The sequence below is a fragment of the Verrucomicrobiales bacterium genome, assembly GCA_016793885.1.
GTDB lineage: Bacteria > Verrucomicrobiota > Verrucomicrobiia > Limisphaerales > UBA11320 > UBA11320.
Genome location: JAEUHE010000163.1, coordinates 12,750 through 36,877, shown reverse-complemented (window position 1 = coordinate 36,877; position 24,128 = coordinate 12,750). Strand labels below are relative to the sequence as shown.

Here is a 24,128-nt window from a genome sequence, read left to right as displayed (position 1 = left end):
ACCCGACACCATGAGTGAATCTAGCGCCAGTTTGTCTTATACGCTCGAGGGCGGAGTGGCCTGGATTAAGGTCACGGGTCGCGCCAACTGCGTCATCGGGGCTGAGTTCCTTTCCTTAGTTCAAGAGCTGAGGGCGAAGGAGATTCAGCAGTTCGCGTTGGATCTTCGCGAATGTGTCGTCATGGACAGCTCATTCCTGGGGACTCTCGCCGGGTTGGAGCAGGAGTTTGGTTTGGGCAATCTTCAAGCCGGAACCCATGTGATCGAGCTGTTGGGTGCCAATGTCCGGGTGGCGGAGCTCATTCGCAACCTGGGCCTCGATGAATATTTCCGGCTCAAGCCCCAGCATTCGGGGTATCCAGAGCAGTGGATCCCGGTGCCTCCCTCCGCGAGTCGGACCTCCCGCCTGGAGTGCTCGAAAGTCAGTTTGGAAGCCCACGAAGTCATCGTTCGCCTGAATCCTGCCAACGAGGCAAAATTCCGGGATGTTGTGAACTTCCTCAAGGAAGACATCAAACGGCTGGAAGGCGGCGGCGAGGGTTCCTAGAATCCAAAACTTTCCCCCTACGGCTGTGGTCATTGTCTGTCCCACCAAGCGGCATCGCTGCGCGATGCGCTCTCTTTCAGGGATCGGTTCCGGGGATGTTCGCTCACCCGGTTAATCTCTTTGAACCCTGCGGGTTCTCGGCGCGGCGGCGGATCTGGGAACTCATGAGAAGGTGGGATCAGCGAAATCCGTGGTTCACCCGTTGCTCTCCCTCCCTGCGTTCTCCCCGTCTCTGCGGTGTGAGTCCGCTCGGGCTTGGTTTCCCCCTCATTCCTGCGCTTGCGTTCGCGGGGACGATTCCTACACTCCCGCCGCGCATGATTAGTTTAGGTTCCCTGAATCCGCAGCAACGTGAGGCCGTTTTGACCACGGAGGGGCCTGTCCTGATCTTGGCGGGCGCTGGCACGGGCAAGACCCGGGTGATCACTCATCGGATCGCCTACATGGTCTCCGAAGGCATTCAGCGCAGCAACATTCTGGCGGTGACGTTTACCAACAAGGCCGCTCGTGAGATGCAGGAGCGCGTCACGGAGCTGCTTCCCAAACAACCCAAGCAGCCGCGAAAGGCTAAAGGCGAAGAGGGTCCGCCTCCGGATCGTCCCACAATCTGCACCTTCCATTCACTCTGTGTCCGGATTTTGCGTCAGCATATCGAGCGGCTCGGCTACAAGAAGGGTTTTGTCATCTTCGATCAATCCGACCAGCTCGGCGCCGTCAAAAAGATTCTGAGTCACATCTCGGCGAAGGGCGAGAAGACCGATCCGGGGGCTGTCCTGGCGATGCTGAGCCGTTTTCGCAACGGCGGCTCTCAATCCCGAGGGTTCGAGGACGCCAGCGTGGTTGCGTTGGCGGAGCATGTTCGTAAGAAGTACGAATCGGCCTTGCGCGCGGCCAACGCGGTCGACTTTGATGATTTGATCCTGCTCACTCTGCGGCTCTTCGCGGAGCATCCGGCAGCCCTGGAAGCTTGTCGGGAGAAATATCGCTACGTCATGGTGGATGAGTACCAGGACACCAATGCCGCCCAGTTCCAGCTGATTCAGTATCTGGCGGGGGAACATCAAAACCTTTGTGTGGTGGGCGACGATGATCAAAGCATCTACGGGTGGCGTGGCGCCGAGACCGCCAATCTGCTCGAGTTGGAGAAGTATTTCCCGCAGGTCAAAGTCATCAAGCTGGAGCAGAACTACCGTTCCACCAATACGATTCTCAGCGCGGCTAACGCCGTGATCCGCAACAATGCCCGCCGCCGCCCCAAGAGCCTGTGGTCGCAGAAGGGGCAGGGGACGCTGATCCAGCTGCAGACCTTCGAAAGCGACGAGGAGGAGGCGCGCTGCGTGGTGGAGCAGATCGAGTACAATCGCATCGGCAGCCGGATTTCCTGGGGGGAGCAAGCCATTCTTTTTCGAACCAACCAGCAGTCCCGCTCACTGGAGACCGCGTTGCGCAAAGGTGGTGTCCGATATCACCTGATCGGCGGGCAGAGCTATTTCGACCGGCGTGAAGTGCGGGATTTTTTGGCGTTTCTCAAGATGTTGGTCAACCCGCATGACGACATCAGTCTCTTGCGGATTGCCAACGTCCCGCCCCGGGGGCTCAGCGACGTCACCATGGAGCGGTTGCTCTCGGCCAGCCAGGAGCGATCCTGCTCGGTCTTTGCCGCGATGCGCCACACCGACGTGCAGGCGGCGACCTTGAAGCGGACGTTGGAGTCGGTGCTCAGCTTTGTGGAGCTGATCGAACGTCATGCGGCCAAGCTGGACAGCGAGGAGCCCGTGCTGCTGCAGAGCTGGATCGAGGCGTTCCTGGAGGAGATTGGCTATTACGAGGATCTGCGGAAGTCCGAGAAGAACCAGGACATCGCCGACAATCGCGTGCGCAATCTCAAGGAACTCACCGCCAGCTTGGACCGGAACGAGTCTCCCAGCGCGGCCCCGCGTCGACGGCTGGAAGATTTTTTGGATGAGATCACCCTGGACGGCGAGCGAGCCGCGGACAAGGAAGCCGGCGACGAGGTCACGCTCATTACGATGCACAGCTGCAAGGGGTTGGAGTTTCCCCATGTGTTCATCGTGGGCATGGAAGACGGCTTGCTTCCCCACACCCGTTCCAAGTCGGAGGGGACCTTGGATGAAGAGCGGCGTCTTTTCTATGTGGCGATCACGCGCGCCCAGGAAACGTTGAGCATGAGCCACTGCGCGGGCCGGAAGCGTTACGGTCAGGTTTTGCCCTGTCATCCTTCGCCCTTTCTCAAAGAGCTGCCCAGTGAACTGGTTGAGTGGTCAACGGCCAGTGCGAAGAAGCCGGTGGCCGCCGGTGGGGCGACCGATTTCTTTGCGGCACTCCGTGCGGTAACCGAGGGGTCCTAGCAGCCTGTCGCGACGCTTCCGAAGAGATGACTCAGCAGCTTTGGGCTCCCCGGCCGGACTCACGTTTGGCGGGGACAAGTCCGACCGGGCTAGTCAACGGTTTTTTTATCGTCCTGTCACATTTTCTTCCTGACATCCCAGGCTTCGGGCTTAGCATTCTCCTCGGCCCGAGGGAATAAGTTGGGGTCCTTGTCGTATCGCTGTTGGGCTTGGGACGTTCGTGCGTGTTGGACGCTGGTTTCAGACCGAACTTTGGATGCGACTATGAGCGGCCGTTCTTCGGATGGCGTGCAGCCGGATGTCAATCTGGCCAGGGCTCTGGATTCCCAGATGCCTCACTATCGCATACCCGGCTCGGCTGGTCCGCTGCTGCCGTCGGCTTCCGAGGCATCCGCTTCGCTTCCGCTTGGTCGGGAGCTCGATTCCTCCCATTCCTTCGCTCTGGAGATTCAAAACCGGGAACTGCGCGAAGCCCAGCGTTCCTTGGAGCGGGCCAGGACGAGATACTTCGAGTTCTTTGACTCCTCACCGATCGCCTACTTTGTGTTCGATGAGCGCCATCATCTCGAGGAGCTCAATGCTGTGGCGGGGGAACTCCTGGGTGGGGGGCCTACGAAATGGCGGCACCGCCCATTTTTCCCGCTCTTGGTCGAGGCGGATCGCCAGCGGTTTCATCATCACCTGCAGCGGGTGCTTCGCGAACGGCTGAGTGAGGAGATCGAGTTGAAGCTGGTTGGCCCAGACTCCAAGGTTCAGCGGATTCGGCTGCTCAGCCAGTACGTTCGCCCGGAGCCGGCGGAACGTCCGGTCAGCCTTTCGGCGGCCGTGCTGATTCCGGATGCGCTCGCCTGGATTCATGAGCCCGGGCCGCGCGAGGTGCTTTGGGGCAAACATCTGACCCACTCCGCAACTCCGGCCGCGGTGGCGGCGCTGCAGGGCGGATGGTTGTTCAGCAATCCCGCGTTCAGATCTTGCGTTGAGTACTCCGAGGAGGAGCTGGAGTCTCGCGGGTGGATTGCTCTCACTCATCTCGAGGACCGGGAGCGCGAAGTGGTGCTCTATAATCGGCTGCTCTCCGGTGAGACCGACTCCTACCAACTCGATAAGCGATTGCTGCAAAAATGCGGCACACTGATCTGGGTCAGAGCCTCTGTGAGCTGCACTCGAACCAAGGATGGCCGTCCTGATCTCCTGTTTTACACACTGCAGCGTTTGGCCCCTCCGGTGGCGGTGGAGCCTTTAATAGGTTCGGCCCCCGGTCGAGTCGCGGACGGAGCTGGCGGTCCCGTCGATCTGCAGGAGTTGCTCAGTGAAGGACGGGCGCAGTTTGCCGATCCGACTGCTCCTTGCCGTTTACGTTGGGTCCTGGCTCCTGGACTGCCCAAACTGCTGGTCCAGCGGCGCCAGATGCTGGGAGTGCTTCATCATCTGATCCGCAATGCGCGGGAGGCGATTGGCTCCGGGCCGGGACGTATCACGGTGAGCACCGGGCGCCAGTACGTGGAACCCGACTTGTTTGAGCAGGGCCTGCCGGGTACGGTGGGTTGTTCGGGCGAGTGCATTTTTCTCGAAGTGTCCGATGAAGGCTGCGGTATGTCCGCCGAAGTTCAATCGCAAGCCTGCCAGCCCTATTTCTCCCGTAAGCCGGGGCACGCAGGCATGGGGTTGACGACGGTTGCCGCGGTCATGCGTGAGCATCGAGGTGGACTCCGGATCCAGAGCCAGCAGGGTAAGGGCACCTCCGTAAAACTGCTTTTTCCGGAGACTTTGAGCCAGCAGGAGATGGCCGTGGACAAGGCGTCTGATTTCCCGAGCACGACCTTGGATGGGCGTTCTGCCGCGGGTCAAGGTCGAGTGTTGTTGGTCGACGATGAGTCCGGAGTTCGTGAAATCACCGCCCGGATGATCGAGGCGTTGGGTTTTGAGGTGGAGGAGGCCGCGGGTGGTGCCGAGGGACTTTCGCTCTATCTTCGCCAGCCGGATCGTTTCTCCATCGTGGTGGCGGATATCACCATGCCGGGTATGGATGGGTTGCAATTGTTTGATGAGTTGCGGGCGCGGCGGGGCGACTTGCCGTTTGTTCTGATGAGCGGGTTTTGCGAGGCGAGCGCCATGTCTCATCGGGAGGAAGGACTGGCGGAGCGGGGACCCGCGGTTTTCCTGCAAAAGCCCTTTACGTTTCATCGCCTGCAGGAGGTGCTCCAGTTGGTTCAGACTGGGCTGTCCTCGTCCTGGCCCTGATTCTTGCCCTTCTTCCACTTCCTGAGGCCGATTCCGACTCCCAAGGCGATGAGGACGAGGCCGTACTCCACAGGACGAACCCACCCGGGATGCCCAAAGGGGTCGGGGTGGTCCGCTCCTAAATTCATCCAGGTGATATAGCTGAGACTCACCGATGCCAGTGCCGTGATTCCGGCCCAGGATGGGATCAGGGCGACCCAGGGCAGTAGCCAGACCAGGTACCAGGGCTGCACCACGGCCGACCAGGTGAAAAACCAACCGAAGACCCAGTCGCCCCGTAGGCTCTTTGAAGCCGCGAGGGGTGAGGTTCGCCACCAGAAGTAGGCGAGTGGGATCAGAATGGCGCTGGCCGCCAGGAGCGGCGCTTGAGTGGGGCCGAAACATAGACTGAGCAACGCGAATCCCCCCGAATTGAACTCCCACTCTTGGGCGAACACCGCCAGGCCCTTCCAGTCGGCCCAGCTACCCTGGGCCCAAAACGGGAGATAGGCGACGATCCAGGCGGCTGCTGCAGCAAACCACGCACGGCGCGGCTGGCCTTTCAAGAGGAAGGGAGCGATGATGGCTCCGGTGATCTTCGTGCTAACGGCGAGCCCGAGCAGGATTCCCGTTCGAACTGAGGCGCCGCTTTTTCGGCTGTCGTACGCCGCGATCACGAACAGTGCTCCCAGCACATCAGGATGAGCCGTGAAGGCGGTCTCCTGGATCAGAAGCGGGCACCAGCTGTAAAGCAGCAGTGCTTGCAGGCCACCCAACCGGAAGACGAACAACCCCGCGAGCAAGTCCGCGACGAGCAGGAGGCCTTTCCAGGGCCATAGCTCTCCTGGACTCAAAACGTAGGCTGTTCCGAAGAGATATTGCAGCACCGGAGCGTAGATGGTGGGCAGATGCGGATAGTTAACCCGACTCAAAATCGCCTCGAATTTGGGTTCCAACTCCGAATCGTCGAAGTGATCCTGAGGGCTGGTGTCGTAGGGGTTGCCCTGGAGTGCCAACTGCCGTCCATCCCAGAGGTATCGGTAAAAGTCATCTTCTAGGATCGGGTTCGCTGCAAATCCGATCGCACGGAAGATCAGTGCCCACAAGAGGATAGGTACGATGGCCTGAGCGAGGCGACCTTGGGCCAGCACTGCCACGGCCAGCCCTAACGCGCCCCAGCAGAGCCCGAGGATCAGGAAGTATGCGCTCAGCGGCAGGGGATGTCCCGGCTGGTTTAACCAGCTGAGCACGCCATATCCTAAGGCACTTACGAATCCGAGTCCATGCAACCGGGCCATGACCTCGATCCTAGAGCTTGCCGAAGTTGCTTCCCAAGCCGATTTGATATTTTTGTGCGGGAGATCACCTGAAAATGGGTGCCACCCTCACAAAGTGCCCCTTGATTGCGATACTTCCTTGACCCTACCCGGCCGGCGCTTAGCATCCGCCGCGGTCTGAACTGATTCATGAAAGCCATTTTAGCCCTCGAAGACGGTAGCGTCTATCACGGCAGCGGGTTTGGTGCGCCCGTTTCGTCGTGTGGTGAAGTTTGTTTTAACACCTCGATGACGGGTTATCAGGAAATTCTCACCGACCCGTCCTATAAAGGTCAGATTGTCACCATGACCTATCCCTTGATAGGGAACTATGGGATCAATACGGTCGACGTGGAGTCCTGGCAGCCACACGTCTCTGGTTTCGTCATTCGTGAGCTATCACCGATCGTCAGCAACTGGCGCTCGGATCTCTCACTCGGCGATTACCTCCTGAAGCACGGGGTGCCCGGGATCCAAGGCATTGACACGCGCAGTTTGGTAAAGAAGCTCCGGGTGCGTGGAGCCATGAAGGGCTTTATTTCTACCGAGGGAGTTGGGGCCGAGGAGGCCGTGGATCGCGCCCGGGCTTGGACGGGGTTGGTGGGGGTGGATTACGTCAAAGAGGTAACCCATCCGAGCGCCTTTGCTTGGGATGAGAAAGACGTCGATAGCGCGGCCTTCAAGCTCGTTCAGACCCATGCCAGCTCTCAGGAAGCTCGCGCCAGTCGGGCGAAGATGCCCGCGGCCGATATTCCCATTGTGGCTTTTGATTTTGGTATTAAGTACAATATATTAAGGCGTTTACGTCAGTTTGGTTTCCGAGTGCAGGTGCTACCCGCCACCGCCACTGCCGCCGATGCTTTGAAGTATAAACCCGCTGGTGTGTTTCTTTCGAACGGACCCGGGGACCCGAGTGCGCTGGGCTATGCGGTGCAGGCGACGAGCGACCTCGTCAAGACCGGCATCCCGATTTTCGGGATCTGCTTGGGAAACCAGATTCTTGGGCAAGCCTTTGGTGGCAAAACCTTCAAGATGAAGTTTGGACATCGGGGTGGAAACCAACCCGTGAAGGATTTGGAAACAGGGAAAGTAGAGATCACGTCTCAAAACCACGGCTTTGCGGTGGATCCGGCATCACTTCCCTCGGACGTCGCGATCAATCGCATTAACTTGAACGACCAGACGGTTGAGGGACTGCGACATCGCACGAAGCCGGTATTCTCGGTGCAGTACCATCCTGAGGCGTCTCCCGGACCTCATGATTCTACACCTTTGTTCGGGGAGTTTAGGCAATTGATCGAGAAGCGTGGTTGAGGGACGTGACTGTCCTGGTTGTCTCAGGTCTAACCTGAAGGAATCCGTCATGCGCAAATCAGAGTCCGTTTCTGTTAAACGGTTGACTCTAAGCGTTTGCGCCACATAATCGGCATCACATCCTAGCTATGGCGAGGCTCGTCCTTTTAAGCGAAGGCTACACAGGCCGTTCGTATGAACTCAAAGTGGAACAAACCACTGTAGGTCGTACTGCGGATAACTCTATCGAGATCCCGGACGGTTCCGTGTCCAGTCATCACGGGGAATTCGTGCTGAAGGGGCCAGATGTCGTTTTCCGAGATTTGGGCTCGACCAACGGCAGCTATCTCGGCGCGGATAAGATCACTGAGATCACGCTGAAGCACGGTCAGGTCATCCGTCTCGGTCAGATCGAGATGCGTTTTGAGGCCGCCGAGACTCAGCCCGCCAAGGCGCCTTCCAAGCCGACAGCGAACACCGCCGTGATCCCCGCTGGCATCAATCGCGATCAGCTTTCGACGGCTGGAGTGGGGGGAGCCGTCAAAGCCACGGATTTCAAGAAGAAGAGCAACAACTCCACCATGTTCTTCTTGATCGGCATCGGTATCGTTGCCTTGATCCTCATCGCCATTTTGGTGATGCTAGCGACTCAGTAGACCCATTCACGCGATGGTGCCCCCGGGTTAGCCCTCGGCGAGCCACTGAGCCACGTCCACGGCAGAATACGTGATCAGAATGTCGGCTCCTGCGCGTCTCATGCCGGTCAGGATCTCCAGAGTCATTCGACGTTCGTCGATCCAACCCCTCGCCGCTGCGGCTTTGATCATGGAGAATTCTCCGCTGACGGCATAGGCGGCGGTCGGATAGCCAAAGGTGCTCTTAATTCTTTGGATCACATCCAGATACGCCAAAGCGGGTTTGACCATCACAATGTCCGCTCCTTCCTGGATATCCAAGGAGACCTCGCGGATCGCCTCATCACTGTTTCCCGGCTCCATCTGATAGCTGCGACGGTCGCCGAAATGGGGTGTTGATTCGGCCGCTTCGCGGAATGGCCCATAGAAGGCCGATGCGAACTTGGCGGCGTAGGACATGATTGGGATCTCTTGAAAACCGCCCCGGTCCAAGGCGGAGCGAATGGCGCCAATCCTCCCGTCCATCATATCACTCGGGGCTATCAGATCCGATCCTGCGTCCGCGTGACTGACCGCGGTACGAGCCAGGAGTTCCAGGGTCGGATCATTGATCACTTCCGGTCCTCGTCGTCCTTGCTTCACGATGCCACAGTGCCCGTGGCTCATGTATTCGCACAAACAGACGTCGGTGACGACAAGTAGGTCGGGGAGCTCTTTCTTGAGGGTTCGAATGGCCTGTTGCACGATGCCTTGGGCGGCGTAGGCGCCTTTTGCCTGAGGATCCTTTTTAGCCGGGATTCCGAACAGGATGACTCCTGGGACTCCGGCTTTGAACGCGGCCTCGGCATCGCGGACCGCCTGGTCGATCGACAGTTGAAAAACTCCCGGCATGGAACCGACGGCGCGTCGCTCGTTTTTTCCCGGTCGAATGAAGAGTGGCAGGATGAGCTGGTCGGCATGAAGACGCGATTCGACGGTCATCCGGCGAAGCGACGGCACCCCCCGCACCCGGCGAGGGCGGTAGCTTGGAAAATGACCCGCAGCGTGAACGTTCATGTGACGACGCTAGAGCAGCTCCCCGTCGCAGAGCAAGGCCGGCCGTGGGTTGGTGGGGCATCGGGGGGTGTGATTATTTCCTGGTGAGATTCAAATCCTGCTCAGGGCGGGGTGGTAGGGAGAGACTCTGTCGAGCCCACAACGGCCCCAAGTTACGTTGCGCACCGAGGGCCACCCCGATGAGGGCCTCTCAACGTAGATTGTCCCTGAGCGCTTTTCGCCGTGGCTCCTTCATCTGTTCTCAATCCTGGGCATTCATGGGCTCGAGCGGAGTCTCTCCCTACCTCGATGACGTTTTCCCTTCCAAGGCTCAGTTGGAAATACTCAAACCCGTGACCCCCCGTTGCTTCAGCTTCCCGCTTTCCGTTTTGGCGCGGTCGCGTACACTCAGCTCATGGACAAGACACGATCCTTCGGCCTTCCATTGCTGGCCGGCGCGGTGCTGGGTTTCCTGGCGGCGCTCGGCACCGTCTTTTTTCTTGTGGGGTGGGATGGCTTTCGGGGCAAGCAGTCTCTGGCTCCCACTCGGATGATGCTCACCAAGATTCAAACCCTGAGCGAACTGGTCACCGTCAAGTATCTGGTCGAGAAGGTGGTCAAACTGGAAGCGGAGCCGTCAGTGCTGGGGCGTGATCGTATCGTGCTGCTGACCCACGCCGTCGTGAAGGCGGGGGTGGACCTTTCGAATCTCAAACCCGAGGACGTGGAGGTCTCTGGAACCAAACTCACTCTGACTCTGCCGCCGGCGCGGATTACGGATTGCTACCTCGACGAGAAGAAGACCGAGGTGTGGGAGCACACCACTGCATTCTGGCGAACCTTCGATGCGAAGTTGGAGCAGAACGCCCGCCGCCAAGCCTTGGATGAAATTCGTTTAGCTGCGGGAGAGCAGGGCATTCAAAAAGAGGCGATCGAAAGGGCTCAGTTCCAACTGACCGCGTTCCTCCGGTCTTTGGGGTACACGGAGGTAGAGATCAAGTCTCAGTGAGCGGCGAGGGCAGAGCCGCTCTACTTTTTCGCGGCGTTGATTTTAGCGAGCAAGTCGTCCCGCTGAGAGCTGTCGACGCTGGTCGGCACCGCGGCCTCGGTGTGATCGTGATGGCCGTTGCGCTGGTAAACGGACTTCGCCCCGGAGATCTCTTTGTTGACCGCCGCCTTCGCCTCGGCCAGATGCCCTTTGCCAATGGAGGAGCCGTTGAAGGCCAGCACTTGGTTCCCTGCCAGATAGCGCTCGGGCTTCTTTCCGAAGTTGTAGGCAAAGTTCTTCCAGTTATCCCCGCTCTGGTAGTTGGTCCCGAGAGCCCCGCTGGGATCGTAACCGCAGTGAACCATGCAATTTTCACAGCGCGGATCGCGAGCGACACCATCGACCACCCCATACTTCTCCCAGTTGACCTTCGTCAGCATCTCCTGATAGCCGGCGTAGTGTCCGTCGGTCATGAGATAGCAGGGGGCCTTCCAGCCGCGGACGTTATAGGTCGGGATGGCCCACGCGGTGCAGGTCAGCTCGCGCTTCCCGGCCAGGAACTCCTGATAGACCGGGGTTCCGAAGATCGTGAACATTTCGCCCCAGCGCTTGATGTCCTTAAATTTTTGACGCGTGAGGTCGCGGGTGAGGAAGAAGTCCTTCGGATCCCGGGCCAGGCGCTTGGCCATGTCCTTTTTGGCGGCGTCGTAATCGTAGCCCGGCGAGATGGTGTGGCCATCCACTCCCAGCCAGCTGAGATACTTGAACATCTCCTCCAGCTCCTGAACCTCGGTTTCTTTGTAAACCGTGGTGTTGGTGGCGACTTGATAACCGAGAATTTTGGCCATCTTCATCGCGGCGACGCATTCCTTGAACACGCCTTCACGCTCGACGATCAGATCGTGGGTGTATTCCAGACCGTCAACATGAACGTTCCAATACAGCCATTGAGTCGGCTTGATCACCACCTTCTTGCGGGCGGCATCATCGGCGTTGCGGATGGTATCCGCCTCCTTCTCGCTGACCAATTGCTCGGCAACCAGCTGCTGGAGCTTGGCTTCCATCCCGGCGTCAAAGTGGGCCGCCATGTAATCGCGCATCTTCTTGCGCATGAACATGCCGTTGGTGCAAATGTAGATAATCCGGCCTTGTGCACGCAGCCCCGCGACGAGTTCTTCGATCTTCGGATAGATCAGGGGTTCCCCGCCGCAGATCGACACCATGGGAGCTTCGCACTCCGCTGCCGCCCCGAGGCACTGCTCCAGCGGGACCATGTCCTTCAGGCTGGTTGAGTATTCCCGGATGCGCCCACAGCCGGTGCAGGTGAGGTTGCAGGTATGGAGCGGCTCTAACTGAAGAACCATCGCGAACTTTGGGGTTCGCTTAACCTTATGTTTAATGATGTGCTTGGCAATCTTGAGCGTCAGAGCTAAAGGAAATCGCATAGATCCTTATTGGGCGGCGACAAAGCCGTTGGAGTCAGCGGATGGAGCGGGGTCTCGTGAATCGTTCAGCGGGTTGACAGGTGCGGTCTGACCCAGCCCCGGAAGTAAAAAGGTGGCAGGTGAGACGCTCCGTGAGCCTTGGAAACCGCCGCATCCTGTAACCATCCAGGCCACGACGAGCACCAGCATCCCAGGGAAAAGCTGTTTGTTTCGTTTCACAGGGTTACTATAGTTTGGAACTAGGTCATGGCAACACAGAACTCGGAGCTTCAACGGTCAGGAAGGACCCTGGTTTTAGGGGTCCTCGGCCTGCTTTTGTGCCTCGGTGGACTCCTGATCCCAGCCGCGACCCTGGAGCAGGCCGAACAGCGTTGGCTCAAGGCCAAAGCCGCTCTGGAGGCCAAGCCGGATGATGTCGAGCTGAATTGGCGCTTTGCGGCCGCCTGCTTCAACCGGGCAGAGTTCTCTCAGCAATCCAGTGAAAGAGCCCGACTCGCCGAGCAGGGCATCGCCGCAGCCCGGGAAAGCATCCGGCGAGATTCCAACTCGGTTCAAGGCCGTTACTACCTGGCGGTGAACCTCGGACAGCTTGCTCGGACGCGCACGCTCAGCGCGCTGGGAATCGTTTCCGAGATGGAGAAGCAGTTTCTAGCTGCCATCGCGATTGACCCAAAATTCCGCCATGCCGCCCCGGTTCGTTCCTTGGGCATGCTCTACCAGGATGCCCCGGGGTGGCCAGCCAGCGTCGGCAGTCGATCCAAAGCTCGGGCTCAGCTGCAAAAGGCGGTCGAGCTCGTTCCGGATTACCCGGAGAACTGGCTGACGCTTATGGAAGCCGAGCTGAAATGGGGGGAGAGGAAGAAGGTGCAAACCCGCTTGGCCGGGATCGAAGCCAAACTTGAACAGGCGAAGTCAGCCTGGATTGCCGAGGAAGGGGAGGCGAGTTGGAAGGCTCTGCTCGAGCGGGTCGACAAGGTTCGTGCGCAGGCTGCGGCATCCTCGCCACCTGCTCAGGGAAGCGCCAAACGATAGAATCGGTTTCGCGCCAACGCGACAATGGCCTGTGGCGAGCGGGCCTTGGATTCCGTGGTCCAGGGGCCGTCGATGGATGCGGCGCTCTGGAGCACAAACCCCACTTGCCGCCAGACCAGCCATCGGTCTCCTTCCCAGTTCACCCATCTCAAGGTGGGACGGGGAGCGGCGTGTTGCCCCACCAGTTCCAGATCAAAGCTCAGGTCGCTGGAGTTGGTCTGGGATTGATGCACTTCTGCCGCGATGACATTCACCCCGGGTAGCAACCCGGCCGCCGCCACGTTAGTCGGATAGTAAGTGGTTTCCGAGGAGGCATTGCCCGCCGCAGTATCTTCATATTGGACCGTCCCCGGCCTCATGTTGCTGCGAAATACTTCAGTCCCGTTGAGGTACACTACACCCCCATCGTCGCGCAGCAAACCGATGGACAGGGACGTCAGATGCTGCGGTTGGTCCACATTGAAGGTGCGTCGAAAGTAATAGCCGGTGAAGTGGCTCTCAGCCGGGCCGATGGCCACAATCGTTCCCTCGTCACCATCCCCAAATCCCAACTCGGCGCGACCGGAGGCCCACTCGCTATCGGCATAGTTCAAAGCTCGCCAGTTGCCAGCGGGTTCCGATCCTCGGTCCCAATATCGCCACGTCGACCTTTTGCCAATGAAGGTGGTGGTGAAGGGCGCGCTCGGCTCGAGGGGTGAATAGAAAGCCCGAAGCCGGCCGGTGATCGAGGCGCCGGAGGCCTGATCGAGCTTGAGCACATAGAATCCAGCCTCACCCGGGGTGGCAGCTTCGATAGGGGGGATTCGGTGGATGGTCCTTCCCGGCTCGAAGTTTAGCTCTCCCGAGCGGATTAGCGCTCCGGAGGAATGCTCCACCCGGTAGGTGACCGTGACGGTCTGAGTGTGAAAGCGGCTCAGCCCCACGGGAACGCCGTTGGTCCAATCCGCTTCAGTGACCTCCGGTTCCCGGAGCGCGAACCCTACCCCGACAGGTCGGGTGGCTAGCGCGCCGAGGAATCGCGCCAGTGATGGTCCATCCGCAGAAGAATCCCAGGCCGCGTTCCGCGGGAAGAGAGGATCGGCCGACGTGAGTCGATTTCCCTGGATATCCATCTGGTCCAACTCGTTGGTCCAGGCTCCTGGTGTCCAGGTCTGGCCCCAAATATCGCGAAAATTATGGAGCAGAATCGAGTTGGTGATCCGCAAGAAGCCAGCGTAGGTCCAGTCGTAGTTGTCGCCGAAACGAGCGCCGGTCAAGTTTCCGAGGCTGAGCAGTTCCCCGGCCTGGACCGTCGGCTTTCCGAAGCCGGCTTCGATGCCCTGACCGCAGTTCATCACCACGGTGTGCCCGACGTTGACCTTGCGTCCGTTGTCCCCCGACCAGGCCATGCCCTCGTGAAAGTTGGATTCGATCCACGAGTTGCTCACCGTCATCGAGCCGAGCCCTCCCGTGCCGGCATCCAGCGCATCGTCCTTGGCCCAGCCGATCAGGGAGTTGAGAATGAAATGGTCTCCGGTGGTGAAGTAAATGGCGTCGTTGTCGTCGTCGGCGAAAATACCGTCGTCCTGAGGAAACTCGATCAGCGCGCTGTTCATGAGCTTCACCGATCCGCCGCTATATTCCCCGCCAGTCAGGCAGCGCTGGATCAGGGAGTGATTCAAAGTGAGAAAGGCGTTTTTTCCATGCCCTGCTTGACCGAAGTTATCGATGAGAAAGCACTCGGTCAGGGTCACGGCGGCCCCGTTTTCCACGAGGAGGAGAGCCTGCTCCTTGCGGTGAACATTGTAACCGGTGTTTTCCGTAAACCACTTCGGATTCGCTCCACTCCCCGTCAGGATCGTTCCACGCAGGTTTCCCAGGGAGCTGTTGGTGCGGAAGAACATTCCGCCCCATGGTGCTGAGCGGCGTTCAGGAGTGAAGAGAACGGGGTTCGCCAGCGTTCCCGAAACGGTGAGCGATCCGGTCACGTCCACGTTAACTCCCGGCGCGAGCTTCAGAATGCTGCCGGCCCCGACGTGCAACTCGGCTGCCGCTGGGATGATCAAGTGATTGGTGATCTCGAGCCGGGAGTTCTCCGGCCACTCGACCCGTCCGGCGAGGGTTCCACCGATGGGCGTCCAGGTTGTCGAAGATTCGCGAGTCACGGTGAACGATTGAGCCAATCCGGCGATGGACGTCTGCCAGGTGAAAGTGCCTGGCCCCTGAGTGTCTGGGATGAGGGTGGATCCATAGCCCCGGCGGATCTGCAGCGATCCAGCCGCAGGCGCGTCCCAGATCACCAGACCGTTCACTCGGACCGGCTCGCCTTCAGTGTTTTGAATCAGGGCAATCAGCGGTAGATCTAGGGTCACCGGCAGGGATCGCGGGCCAATGAGCAGCAGTTGTGAGCCCTCAAATTCGGCGGGCGCTGATTGGATGAGCGGCAGAGGAACCCAGGGCCGGAGGCCGACTTCAGAACCGCCGCGCTGACTCGAGCGAACGATGAATTGAATCAAGCGATCGGAGGTTTCACCTGAGGTGAGCTGGGTCCGGCGGATGCTCAGATCGTAGTAATCGGCGGCGCAGGAGATAAAGCGATCTGTTGGAATCGGGTGGCCGTTGAGCCGACATTCGTAGCCAAACCCAGCCTCGGACCGTACCCGGAAGCTGGCTGCATCCACCGCCACTTCCCGATGGCTGATTCCATCCACCACGATCTCGGCCTTGGTTTCCAGGGAAAGGCGGAGAGAGAGTACCAACAACAGGCTCAGAGCACAGGGGCGCATGTCCCCATTCTATACACCAGGTTGAAGGCCGATGCAATTATCGGTTCCCGGACTCAGGGCTTCGCTTGCCGCAAGGTAGCTTCCACGGGATGGACATAGTCCTGCCAGAGGGCTTCTAATTTTGCTGCATCGGGGGCTCCATCGAACACCACGAAACGGTAGCGAGCCGCATAGGGCTGCTCGGGACTGATTCGGAAAGCCCCCTCCTGTGGAGGTGCGTAGCAAAAGAAGGGCTCATCAGGATGGATGCGCATGGGCTGAGGCGCGCGAAAATTCTGTGGATGGCAGAGCACTGCGATTCCGGCCAGACGGCCATCGACCCATCCGCTCATCGCGCACCAGTTGGCTTTGGTAGCGTGGCCTTTGACGCGGTTGGTCTCACCGTTCGAAGTCAGAAAAAAGGCCCTGGTTGCGCCTTGCCATTGCTCCGAGCCTCGCAGTCCCATGCCGCCGTAATGATACTCGGGCAGCTCCAGTGGGCTTCCGGTTGCGCAGGTTTGCTCTTGGATCAGATCGAAGATGAAGTGGCCTGCTTTCTTGCCTCCCAAGGCGTAGAGGCGGCCTTCCCAGTTTTCCTCCAAGGCGGTTCGTCGCGGGGTTATGGTGAGATCTTGGTGGCGGTGACGCGCGCGAAACCCAGCCTGCACCGGACCATCCCAGGATCCGTCCAGGCTGAGTGGGATCACGGTTCCTTTGCCCTCTCCCATGTTCCAGAAATCAGGCTGGCGTCCTTCAAAAATCGTTTTGGTCCACGCCGACCAGATCCCGTGGTGATGCACGTGGTTCGTGGGGTAATCATCGGTGACCAGGGTGCCTGAGGGAGTGAACACGGGATGCAGGTATCCGCCGCGCCGAAAGATGGGCTTGATGTCCGGTCGGGGCAGGGGGCTGAGTCCTTGCTGAAACTGGAAGGCGGGCTGGCCATCGAGGCGGTAAAGCAGCGCATTCCCGATGAATTCCAGGGTGCAGCCCCGTGGTTTTTCTGAAGCCTTCCGTTTGAGATCCACCACATACCGGCGACTGCTCCCCGCGGGTAGGTTGTCTACGATGAACCATCCCCGTCCCTGGCGATCGATCTGAAAGGGGATTCGTTTGCCGTTCTCGGGCTTAATCCAACTCGCTCCGGCCAGTTCGGGAGGGCAGGCGACCACTGCGACCGTTTGCGAGCGGGCCTGCGCACCCGCTTGGACCTCGATCACCCAGGTGGGAACCGCTTCCTTCGCGGTTGCTGAGAGCGTCAGGAGTAGGGAGCTAAGCAGACTGGGTAGAGTGAGTCGCGTGCGCATGATGGGCTGGTATGACAAAATGACGGCTTCGGAGCGAGGCGAAAAATGGGCTGGGGAATCGTCCGACACGGACGACGCCACAATTGTAGCGTGGGCCGCCTCAGCCGTCCTCCCCACACTACGTTGCGGGCCAGCGCAGTTCGACGCCGCGTTGCTCCAGGCGTGCTTGAAAATCGCGCAGCAGCGCAGGCTTCTCGCGGACGGCGTGAACGGGCTCTCGGCGATCCAAGGCAAAAGCCGCCAGTGCCCCAGCCGCCTCTCCAATGTTCCACTCCACCGGATGCAGCCGATAGCAGCCGTTCGTGATGTGGGTGGCACCCAGATTTTTGCAGGCAGGGAGCAGGTTCTTAACGCGGATCGGGAGCAGCGCACCGAGAGGAATTTGGAAGGGCAGCGATGGTACATCGATGTAGTTGACCCCTTGGGTGCTGGGATGCAGGTCGATGTTGTAATGTCCGATGCCCACCGTGTCGTGATAGTCTTTGGCCTTCACCGCGGTTTCGGATGCGCCGGTCAACTGCGCTCGCGCCTGACGGCCGCAATCCGTTTCGGCCACGGTGTAGACGGCGCGAATCCTTCGAGACTCCCGAATGTAGGGGTATTTAGCCAAACCATCCTCGGTGCCCATCAGATCGCCTCGGAGCCGCAATCCTGGCCAACCGGTTCCTCCATCAACCCGTGGAACTTCTGTTTGGAGCCAATAAAGCAACGACAGGCTGAGTTGCTTGGCCCGGCGCACATGCCGGGTTGCTTCTCCGTCGCTAACCCCCACCAGGTTGCCCAGCCAATAGTCATTCTGCGGCCAGTTGATCAGGGAGATATCTCCGGGATAGGCCCCGGGCTTGAACTGAGACTGCCTGGCAATTCGGCGGTACCGCCAGAGGTTTAGCAGATCACCAGTGGTTTCGGAGATCGGACTGAACCCTACCGTGCGGGGCTGGAGTGTCACCGGATGGGAATAGGTGAGACTGAGCAACGGGCCGGGCCAGGGCGGGGTGAGCTGGGGTAGATAACTCCGCCAAAACGGGTATTCGCGAGGTTTTTCGATCCGGTGATCTGCGCCGCTGACATGGTCGACGGCGAAGCAGACCGTGAACGCCTGCTGGTTGGCTGGTTGAGCAATCTCGGGAGCATGGAGTTCACCGTGCGCGCGGCGCGCCTCCGCTCCGGTAACGAATTCCACACGAGCCAACGGGAGCAAGTCTCCCAGCTCCGTGGCATCGATGAAGTAGGGCGCCCGAACCGACACCGTGCCGCCCGAGCGCTGGCTTCGGAGGGTAACACCTAGCACGGAGTCGCCCTGCGTCTCCGCGGCGATGGCATGATGTTCGAGCAGAATCACGAGTTGACGGCTGGCTTGGTAGGGCGCCAGCAGAGATTCCAAAACAGCCAGCGCGACCTTGGGCTCGTGGCACAATCGGGACACGTTTCCGTCGCCCGGATTGAGGTGAGCGCGAGATGCTACCTCGGGGAGGAGTGGGAAATGACGGCGGTAGTAATCGCGGATTCCATTCCGCAGCGAACGGTAGGTGCGTGTGCACCCATGGGTTTCAATCCAGCGGTTTTCATCGGGAGGCACTCCCTGCTGGGTGAGTTGGCCGCCGATCCAATCGGTTTCCTCGGTCAGGATTACGTGTTTTCCCGCTTCAAGCGCTGCTAGCGCTGCCGCGCATCCTCCCAGGCCTCCCCCCACGATCAGAATATCTGCTGTCATCTCCCGACGGCCGCGCTCCCGCGCTGCCGCTTCAAACAGTGACCTTGCGGAGACGGGGCTCGCCAGAACGCCGAGGCCCACACCTAGGCCAGCCGTTCCGAGTGATCGTATGAAGTTTCTCCGGCCGAGGGTGGAGGCTCGCGGGGTTCTCAAGGAGATCTTAGCTGACATAACGGTAAATGGCTTTGGCGTTCCGGTTGAAGATCGTAAAAATGCGTGTGAGTGTCGATGATGCCATGCCTCTGACGAACCCCGGTCGTCTGGCATCCCGTGAGCGCGCCCGCGGCGAGTGTGGAGCCGGAGATAACGAACTGTCGGCGGTTGAGTGGCAGGGAGAGCCTTGATGGGATCGTCTTCATCGGTGTGGCGATTGAAGGGGAGCCTATCCATGCCACCCGGGTGTGGCAATCACGACGAACGATCGTTGCCACCTCGGCTCTCCACGACGCAACCTCGTTCTGTTCGTGGACCCAGGGCCCATCACGGCTCGACGGAGTCTCTCCCTACCTTTTTTTGCCCAACCCCTCAGCTAAGCCACTTTGGTCACTCGATACTCGGATCGCGTTCCGGCTATCTCGATCTGGAGCTTTTCGCCCTGCTTTTTCCCGACCAACTGCTGGCCTAGCGGAGACTGCGGGGTTATCACCAAAACTTCCTTCTTATCATGCTCCACTTCCGTACCCCCAGCGCGCGGGCCGATGAAATAGTGGCTGGTGCCTTGTTTGGAAAGGACCTCCACATAGGCTCCCAAATCGATGGGATCTTCGGGCGAGAAATCTCGAAGCGCCATCTTCTGGAACTGTTCGATGGCCAACTCAACCTCCGCGACCTGACGCGACTGCCCTCGGGCTAGATAGGCGGCCTCGAGTCCCCGAGTATCATATTTGTTATCAGCACGACTTTGCTCGTGCGTCGCTTCTGCATGCGACGCACGAGCTGCTGAAGCATAGAGCTCCAGCTCTTCAGAGAGCCGTGCGATGACCTTCTTGATCAATACGCCTTTTTTCACGCGATTCGACAGGTTCCAGGATCGGAGCTCGCGGACGGTTGCTTACTTGTCGTGGTCGGCATGCGCCCCGGCGGTCGGCAGGGGAGCCTCCGGATGCGCTTGCAGGTAGGCGTCCACATCACGAGTCACGACCAGCCGACCCCACATCAGCTGGAAATGCCCCGGGAAGGTGCACACATATTCCAATTCACCTTCCTCATTGGGCACCGTGAGGCTGAGGGTGACGCGCTGGCCCGCATCCAGCATTTTGGTGGCGGCCAGGATGTCTGGGGTGTTGGGAGTGTAGGCGCGGCCGCGTCCATCGAGCTCATCCGGTTTCATGAGGGCGGCGGCGTTTCCGATTTTCTCGCGAGTACCCGGACGTACGATCACCAGGTTGTGCGGCATGAAGTCGGCATTCTCGAAAATGATCTCGATCGCCTTTCCAGGCTCCACCACCAAACGAGGCGTATCGTAGCGCATTTGCTCGCGAACGGTGCGAATGACGAAAACCGGTACTCGAAGGGTCTTCAGCTCGCGGCGAAGCTCAGTAGCTTTGTCGGGAGGAAGCAGGCCGCCGAGATCGCTGGCGAACTGGACGGTCTCGATGAAGTCCTGGGCGGTGCGGCTTCCTGACGGAATGCTCTTAGCCCACGCCACCAGGGAGACGGCGGCTTCACCCGCACGAGCCTTGGGCCAGGCGGCGCGAGGCAATACTCGCATGCCTTGGGCCGCGGCTGTGACCTGCTCGCGTCGATCGATCAGGTCGGCGAGCGCGGTAAAGACCGCTTCGGGCTCGTGGTTCATGCTGACGCTGGCCCGGATGGCGGCGCGACGCAGGCTGCCGATGGTGTCCTGGCCCGCCTTGATTTTGGCGCTCTCGGCGGGGGCAGGGTTCCCGGCTTGCTTGAAGATTTCCCGATGGTCCGCATCGAAGAGCGTCAAGGTGAAGCCTTCCAAACGCTGCCCGAGTTGGCCCTCAGTCCGGTTCCAGACTACGACGGAATCCACTGGGCGGCCGCTACCAAGGTCCAGCTCCCACCAGGGATTGTTTTCGTTCTCCTGACTGTGGGTTTGCGTTCCGCTGGAGAAGGATCCGTCGGTGCGCCCATCGATGGCTTTGCCCGCGTCGCCGCCATTCGAGGTGGACGACTGTTTGGCCTTGCCCTCGGGGGCGATGTTCTTGCCGTCGCTAAACACCTGCACCTCCGCGAGAGTGAGCGTGCCTCGGCGGGGAAGCTCGATCCTAACATATCGCGCGTTCGCCTTGGCGTTGGCTGCCTCCGCCTGGAACTGGGCTGGCAGGTCTCCCAAGAGAGGCCTAACTCGGTTGTAGGCTCGGGCCCGAAAGTCGGAATCCGTGAGGGCTGGAATGCTGTTGAGCAGGTCTGACAGGACCGCCGGGGACTTGGAGGCTTCCGTCCACACGCGGTCGAAGCTGTTGTCGGCCAGAGCCAAGGCGCTCCAGGCAGCGGACCGGAGGTCGGGGGATGCCGCGCTGGTGGCCAGCTTGGCGATTCGGTCCCGCGCCGGCGCCAGTTCCTCCGCGAGCTGGAATGGGAACAGCCGGGCGAGGCTGGCGGCGGCGGCTTCAGTGGATCCCTTGGAGTCGACCAGGGTCAGGAGTTGGTTGACGCGGTTGTTCTTGCGCGCCTTGGCCAACGAGTCGAGGGCCACGTTGCGATCCGAGTCCTGAATGCCGGGACGGATCAATATGGCTTCCAAAACTCCCGGGGTCTTGGGGAGCTTCAGCAGTTCAGCGGTGTTGACGCTGTTGATGAGGTGATTGATGCCCGCCGGATTGTCGGCGGCGAGGGGTTGTCCGGCGGCGATGGCTTTCCGCCAATACGGCTCGAGTTGCCGGAGCGTCTCCTTGAGCGTGTAGTCCAGGTAGTAGTCCGTCGGCTGCTTTAGAATGGTGAGCGCGACTTCGGCCGCCTCGGCACTCCGATAGAAGCTGGCCGCTCGAACTGCCTCTAAGCGAACGCGCGGATGGGCATCATTGGCTAGCGTTTTGAAGAGTGCCAGCGCGTCGGGAACCCGATCTCGCCAGTAGCAAAGAACGCGGGCCGCCGCTGCCCGGGCTCTGGGTTCAGGCGAGGACAGCATGCGCTTCAGGAAATCAGCATCAACAACATTGTGCCATTGGTGAACCCAAAGAGCTTCCATCATCTGGTGCTCGTAGTTCGGGTCCTGCTTGTCGAGGCTCGCGGCCCATTTCTTGGTGGCGGCCACCACTTGGGCCGTGTTGCGTTCGCCCAGTTCGATCTTGGCCAGCTCGCGGGTCTGGTTTTCCGGTTCCTTGAGCAGGGCCAACAGCTTCTCGATGGGCTCCCCGTCGATCTTGGCCGGCTTCAAAAGCGGGCGACCTTCGTAGGTGATGCGGTAGAGTCGTCCATGGCCGCGATCGCGGTTCGGATCGCGCAAATGATGCTGCATGTGCCCGATGATCGGATTGTGCCAGTCCGCGAAATAGATGGCTCCATCCGGCCCTGTGCTGATGGCGATCGGACGGAAATTCGGGTCACTCGAGGAGATCAGATGTTCCAAGGTCTCACCTTTAATCCCCGAGCCTTCGTCGGTGACTTTGACTCGATAGATTCCTTGGAACGAGATGACATTGATATTCAGGAAATTCCCCATGAACTCCTCCGGAAAGTGCCGGCTGGTCAGGATTCCGGTGGCCGGGCACGGGCGGGAAGGGCGGTTCCAGAACTCCCTCATCCCGCCGTGTTTGTTGGGGTAATCAATATGCCCGCTGAAGGCCGCGCCGAAGTAGTTGGCATTGCCGGTCGCGTCGGTGATGATGTCATTGCCCCAGGCATCGAACACCCGGCCATGGGGATTGGCGAAACCATAGGCAACGTAGGTTTCAAACTTGCCGGTTCGCGGCTCGAACCGATAGATGGCTCCGTCGTTGTTCCGCAAAGGACCTCGTTCGGTTTCTACCTGCGTGCGATGGAAAACGCCATCGCTGAGGTAGATCGCGCCACCGGGATCGAGGCAAACCGCGTTGGCGGTATGATGTGAATCAGCCGAGTCCAGACCCATCAGCACTCGTTCCTTCCAGTCGCCTTTGCCGTCGCCGTCTGTGTCGCGGACGAACCACAGGTCGGGCGCTTGCACCACCAACACGCCGTCCTTGTAGAATTGGAACCCAGTCGCGGCGTTAAGATCGTCGAGGAAGTGCGTGCACTTGTCGGCTTTGCCATCGCCATCGACATCTTCGAAAATGAGGAGGCTGTCGCCAACCTTGCTGTCAGGAGTGCGGCCGGGATAGTTCGGCCAGACGGAGACCCAGAGGCGTCCCTTGGTGTCCCAAGCCATCTGCACCGGATTGATCAACTCCGGGAACTTATCCTCCGCTGCGAAGAGGTTGATCTTGGTGCCGGAGTGCAGGGTCATCTTGGAAATGGCTTCCTCACCGTTCAAGAAAACGTGGGTGCCATCCGGATTGGGACCCGGCTTGTTGGAGAGCACTTTGGTGGTGGGGGGCAGATTGGAGTCCTCCACAGTCAGGTCGCCTCCCTTGGCGACGGCCCAGACCCGCTTGTCGCGGTTGGCGGTAAGCACATCGCGCTGGCTCATCTCTTCCTGCATGACTTTGTAGTTCGTGATCTTCGGGCCTCCTTTGCCGCTTTCGAAGCTCAGCTGGGATCGGCCACCGTAGACATTGTAGCCGTCGATGGTGCGGTACCGCGCATGCCACTGCGCGTTCTTTTCGTTGATCGCCTCGCGGAGTTTCTCGAAGTTTCCGGCGGGTGCCGGTTCGCCAAAGAGTTCGCTGAAGATGATCGGAGCGAGCTGTTTATCCCCCGTTTCTTTCAGGTGCAGCCCGTTGACGGTGAGGGACTGACCCTGGCGAGCAGCCGCGGCGAATAGCTGCTGGGAAGGATTGAACAGGTTCACGAACTGGACGCCATTGGCGCGCGCGACATCCGCCATCGCGGCGGTGTAATCCTTTAGGCTGTCGTTGATGCGAGCCGGATCCGGGAAGTTGGGGTCCTGATGCCTCTCGGCGGCGATGGGGGAGAAGAGCACAATTCGCGGGGCCCCTTTGCCTGAATAGTTCTTAGTGGCGGTTTCCTTCAGGAATTTATCCAAGTCGGCCTTGTACTTTTCCAGACCCTCGTAACCCTTGAATGACTCGTTGAACCCGAAAAAGGCGAAGATGACGTCGGTTTCGGTCTTTTTCAGCCAATCCTCTGGTGTTCCGAAGTTTTCGGAGCGGTGACGGAGGGTGATTTCATCCCCGGCGACCGCAAGGTTTCGAAAGATGAGGTTGTGAGCGGGGTGCTTGGCGACGATGAGGGTCTCCAGCCACCCGCTGTGCTGAAAACGGTCGGCCAACGTGTTGCCCACGAGGCTGACGTGGTCTCCCGACTTGAGTTCCAGTCGGACGGCGGGTTGCGCTGTGGCCATCAGGTTGGCGAGCACCCAGGTGGCGGCAATTAACAGAGTTCGCATGTGCATTTGAGTCTTAAGGCGATGATGC

At 59.8% G+C, this 24,128-nt stretch carries 17 protein-coding genes; 8 read left to right on the top strand and 9 right to left on the bottom strand.

What is annotated here, in order from left to right; genetic code table 11:
• The first annotated feature begins 10 nt into the window (after positions 1 to 10).
• The 3 genes from JNN07_18850 to JNN07_18840 all read left to right on the top strand — a co-directional run bounded on the left by JNN07_18850 (position 11) and on the right by JNN07_18840 (position 5,157).
• Positions 11 to 547 (top strand): STAS domain-containing protein, encoded by a 537-nt coding sequence (locus tag JNN07_18850; protein ID MBL9169806.1) that lies wholly within the window; start codon positions 11 to 13, stop codon positions 545 to 547.
• A 317-nt stretch (positions 548 to 864) separates the two neighbouring features.
• Positions 865 to 2,916, top strand: coding sequence for an exodeoxyribonuclease V subunit gamma (locus JNN07_18845; GenBank protein ID MBL9169805.1), 2,052 nt, complete (start codon positions 865 to 867; stop codon positions 2,914 to 2,916).
• A 264-nt stretch (positions 2,917 to 3,180) separates the two neighbouring features.
• Complete coding sequence (locus tag JNN07_18840) at positions 3,181 to 5,157, top strand: response regulator (protein MBL9169804.1); 1,977 nt, start codon at positions 3,181 to 3,183, stop codon at positions 5,155 to 5,157.
• Here JNN07_18840 and JNN07_18835 read toward each other — a convergent pair.
• Positions 5,127 to 6,434 (bottom strand): DUF2029 domain-containing protein, encoded by a 1,308-nt coding sequence (locus JNN07_18835; protein ID MBL9169803.1) that lies wholly within the window; start codon positions 6,432 to 6,434, stop codon positions 5,127 to 5,129. The two genes, JNN07_18840 and JNN07_18835, sit on opposite strands and share 31 nt — an antisense overlap.
• A gap of 168 nt (positions 6,435 to 6,602) precedes the next feature.
• Here JNN07_18835 and carA point away from each other — a divergent pair, with 168 nt between their 5' ends.
• Positions 6,603 to 7,766 carry a glutamine-hydrolyzing carbamoyl-phosphate synthase small subunit gene (gene carA, locus JNN07_18830; protein ID MBL9169802.1) on the top strand — a complete coding sequence of 388 codons (1,164 nt, stop codon included), beginning with the start codon at positions 6,603 to 6,605 and terminating at the stop codon, positions 7,764 to 7,766.
• Between the two features lie 128 nt (positions 7,767 to 7,894).
• The gene (locus JNN07_18825) at positions 7,895 to 8,401 is read left to right on the top strand and encodes an FHA domain-containing protein (protein ID MBL9169801.1); all 507 of its coding nucleotides are present in this window, start codon (positions 7,895 to 7,897) and stop codon (positions 8,399 to 8,401) included.
• A 27-nt stretch (positions 8,402 to 8,428) separates the two neighbouring features.
• On the opposite strand, the gene hemB is transcribed toward JNN07_18825, so the two are convergent.
• A complete protein-coding gene (gene hemB, locus JNN07_18820) occupies positions 8,429 to 9,436 on the bottom strand; it encodes a porphobilinogen synthase (protein ID MBL9169800.1) in 1,008 nt (335 codons plus the stop codon).
• A gap of 394 nt (positions 9,437 to 9,830) precedes the next feature.
• On the opposite strand from hemB, the gene JNN07_18815 reads away from it, so the two are divergent.
• The gene (locus tag JNN07_18815) at positions 9,831 to 10,424 is read left to right on the top strand and encodes a DUF4230 domain-containing protein (GenBank protein ID MBL9169799.1); all 594 of its coding nucleotides are present in this window, start codon (positions 9,831 to 9,833) and stop codon (positions 10,422 to 10,424) included.
• A 20-nt stretch (positions 10,425 to 10,444) separates the two neighbouring features.
• Here the strand turns inward: JNN07_18815 and JNN07_18810 are convergent, their stop codons facing one another.
• Positions 10,445 to 11,848: a DUF3463 domain-containing protein gene (locus JNN07_18810; GenBank protein MBL9169798.1), complete on the bottom strand. Its 1,404-nt coding sequence runs from the start codon at positions 11,846 to 11,848 to the stop codon at positions 10,445 to 10,447.
• Between the two features lie 6 nt (positions 11,849 to 11,854).
• Entirely contained in the window at positions 11,855 to 12,067 is a 213-nt protein-coding gene (locus JNN07_18805) for a hypothetical protein (protein ID MBL9169797.1), read from the bottom strand.
• Between the two features lie 27 nt (positions 12,068 to 12,094).
• Between JNN07_18805 and JNN07_18800 the strand changes: the two genes are divergently transcribed.
• The gene (locus JNN07_18800) at positions 12,095 to 12,880 is read left to right on the top strand and encodes a hypothetical protein (protein ID MBL9169796.1); all 786 of its coding nucleotides are present in this window, start codon (positions 12,095 to 12,097) and stop codon (positions 12,878 to 12,880) included.
• On the opposite strand, the gene JNN07_18795 is transcribed toward JNN07_18800, so the two are convergent.
• The 3 genes from JNN07_18795 to JNN07_18785 all read right to left on the bottom strand — a co-directional run bounded on the left by JNN07_18795 (position 12,859) and on the right by JNN07_18785 (position 18,816).
• Positions 12,859 to 15,645, bottom strand: coding sequence for a hypothetical protein (locus tag JNN07_18795; protein MBL9169795.1), 2,787 nt, complete (start codon positions 15,643 to 15,645; stop codon positions 12,859 to 12,861). The two genes, JNN07_18800 and JNN07_18795, sit on opposite strands and share 22 nt — an antisense overlap.
• Before the next feature lie 53 nt (positions 15,646 to 15,698).
• A complete protein-coding gene (locus tag JNN07_18790; protein ID MBL9169794.1) occupies positions 15,699 to 16,931 on the bottom strand; it encodes a PmoA family protein in 1,233 nt (410 codons plus the stop codon).
• Between the two features lie 118 nt (positions 16,932 to 17,049).
• On the bottom strand, positions 17,050 to 18,816 hold the full coding sequence (locus tag JNN07_18785) for an FAD-dependent oxidoreductase (GenBank protein ID MBL9169793.1): 1,767 nt from the start codon (positions 18,814 to 18,816) through the stop codon (positions 17,050 to 17,052).
• 8 nt (positions 18,817 to 18,824) lie between these two features.
• Between JNN07_18785 and JNN07_18780 the strand changes: the two genes are divergently transcribed.
• The gene (locus JNN07_18780; GenBank protein MBL9169792.1) at positions 18,825 to 18,989 is read left to right on the top strand and encodes a hypothetical protein; all 165 of its coding nucleotides are present in this window, start codon (positions 18,825 to 18,827) and stop codon (positions 18,987 to 18,989) included.
• A 185-nt stretch (positions 18,990 to 19,174) separates the two neighbouring features.
• Here the strand turns inward: JNN07_18780 and JNN07_18775 are convergent, their stop codons facing one another.
• Both JNN07_18775 and JNN07_18770 read right to left on the bottom strand, forming a co-directional pair.
• Positions 19,175 to 19,654 (bottom strand): GreA/GreB family elongation factor, encoded by a 480-nt coding sequence (locus JNN07_18775; protein MBL9169791.1) that lies wholly within the window; start codon positions 19,652 to 19,654, stop codon positions 19,175 to 19,177.
• A 42-nt stretch (positions 19,655 to 19,696) separates the two neighbouring features.
• Positions 19,697 to 24,100 carry a HEAT repeat domain-containing protein gene (locus tag JNN07_18770; GenBank protein MBL9169790.1) on the bottom strand — a complete coding sequence of 1,468 codons (4,404 nt, stop codon included), beginning with the start codon at positions 24,098 to 24,100 and terminating at the stop codon, positions 19,697 to 19,699.
• Positions 24,101 to 24,128 lie beyond the last annotated feature (28 nt).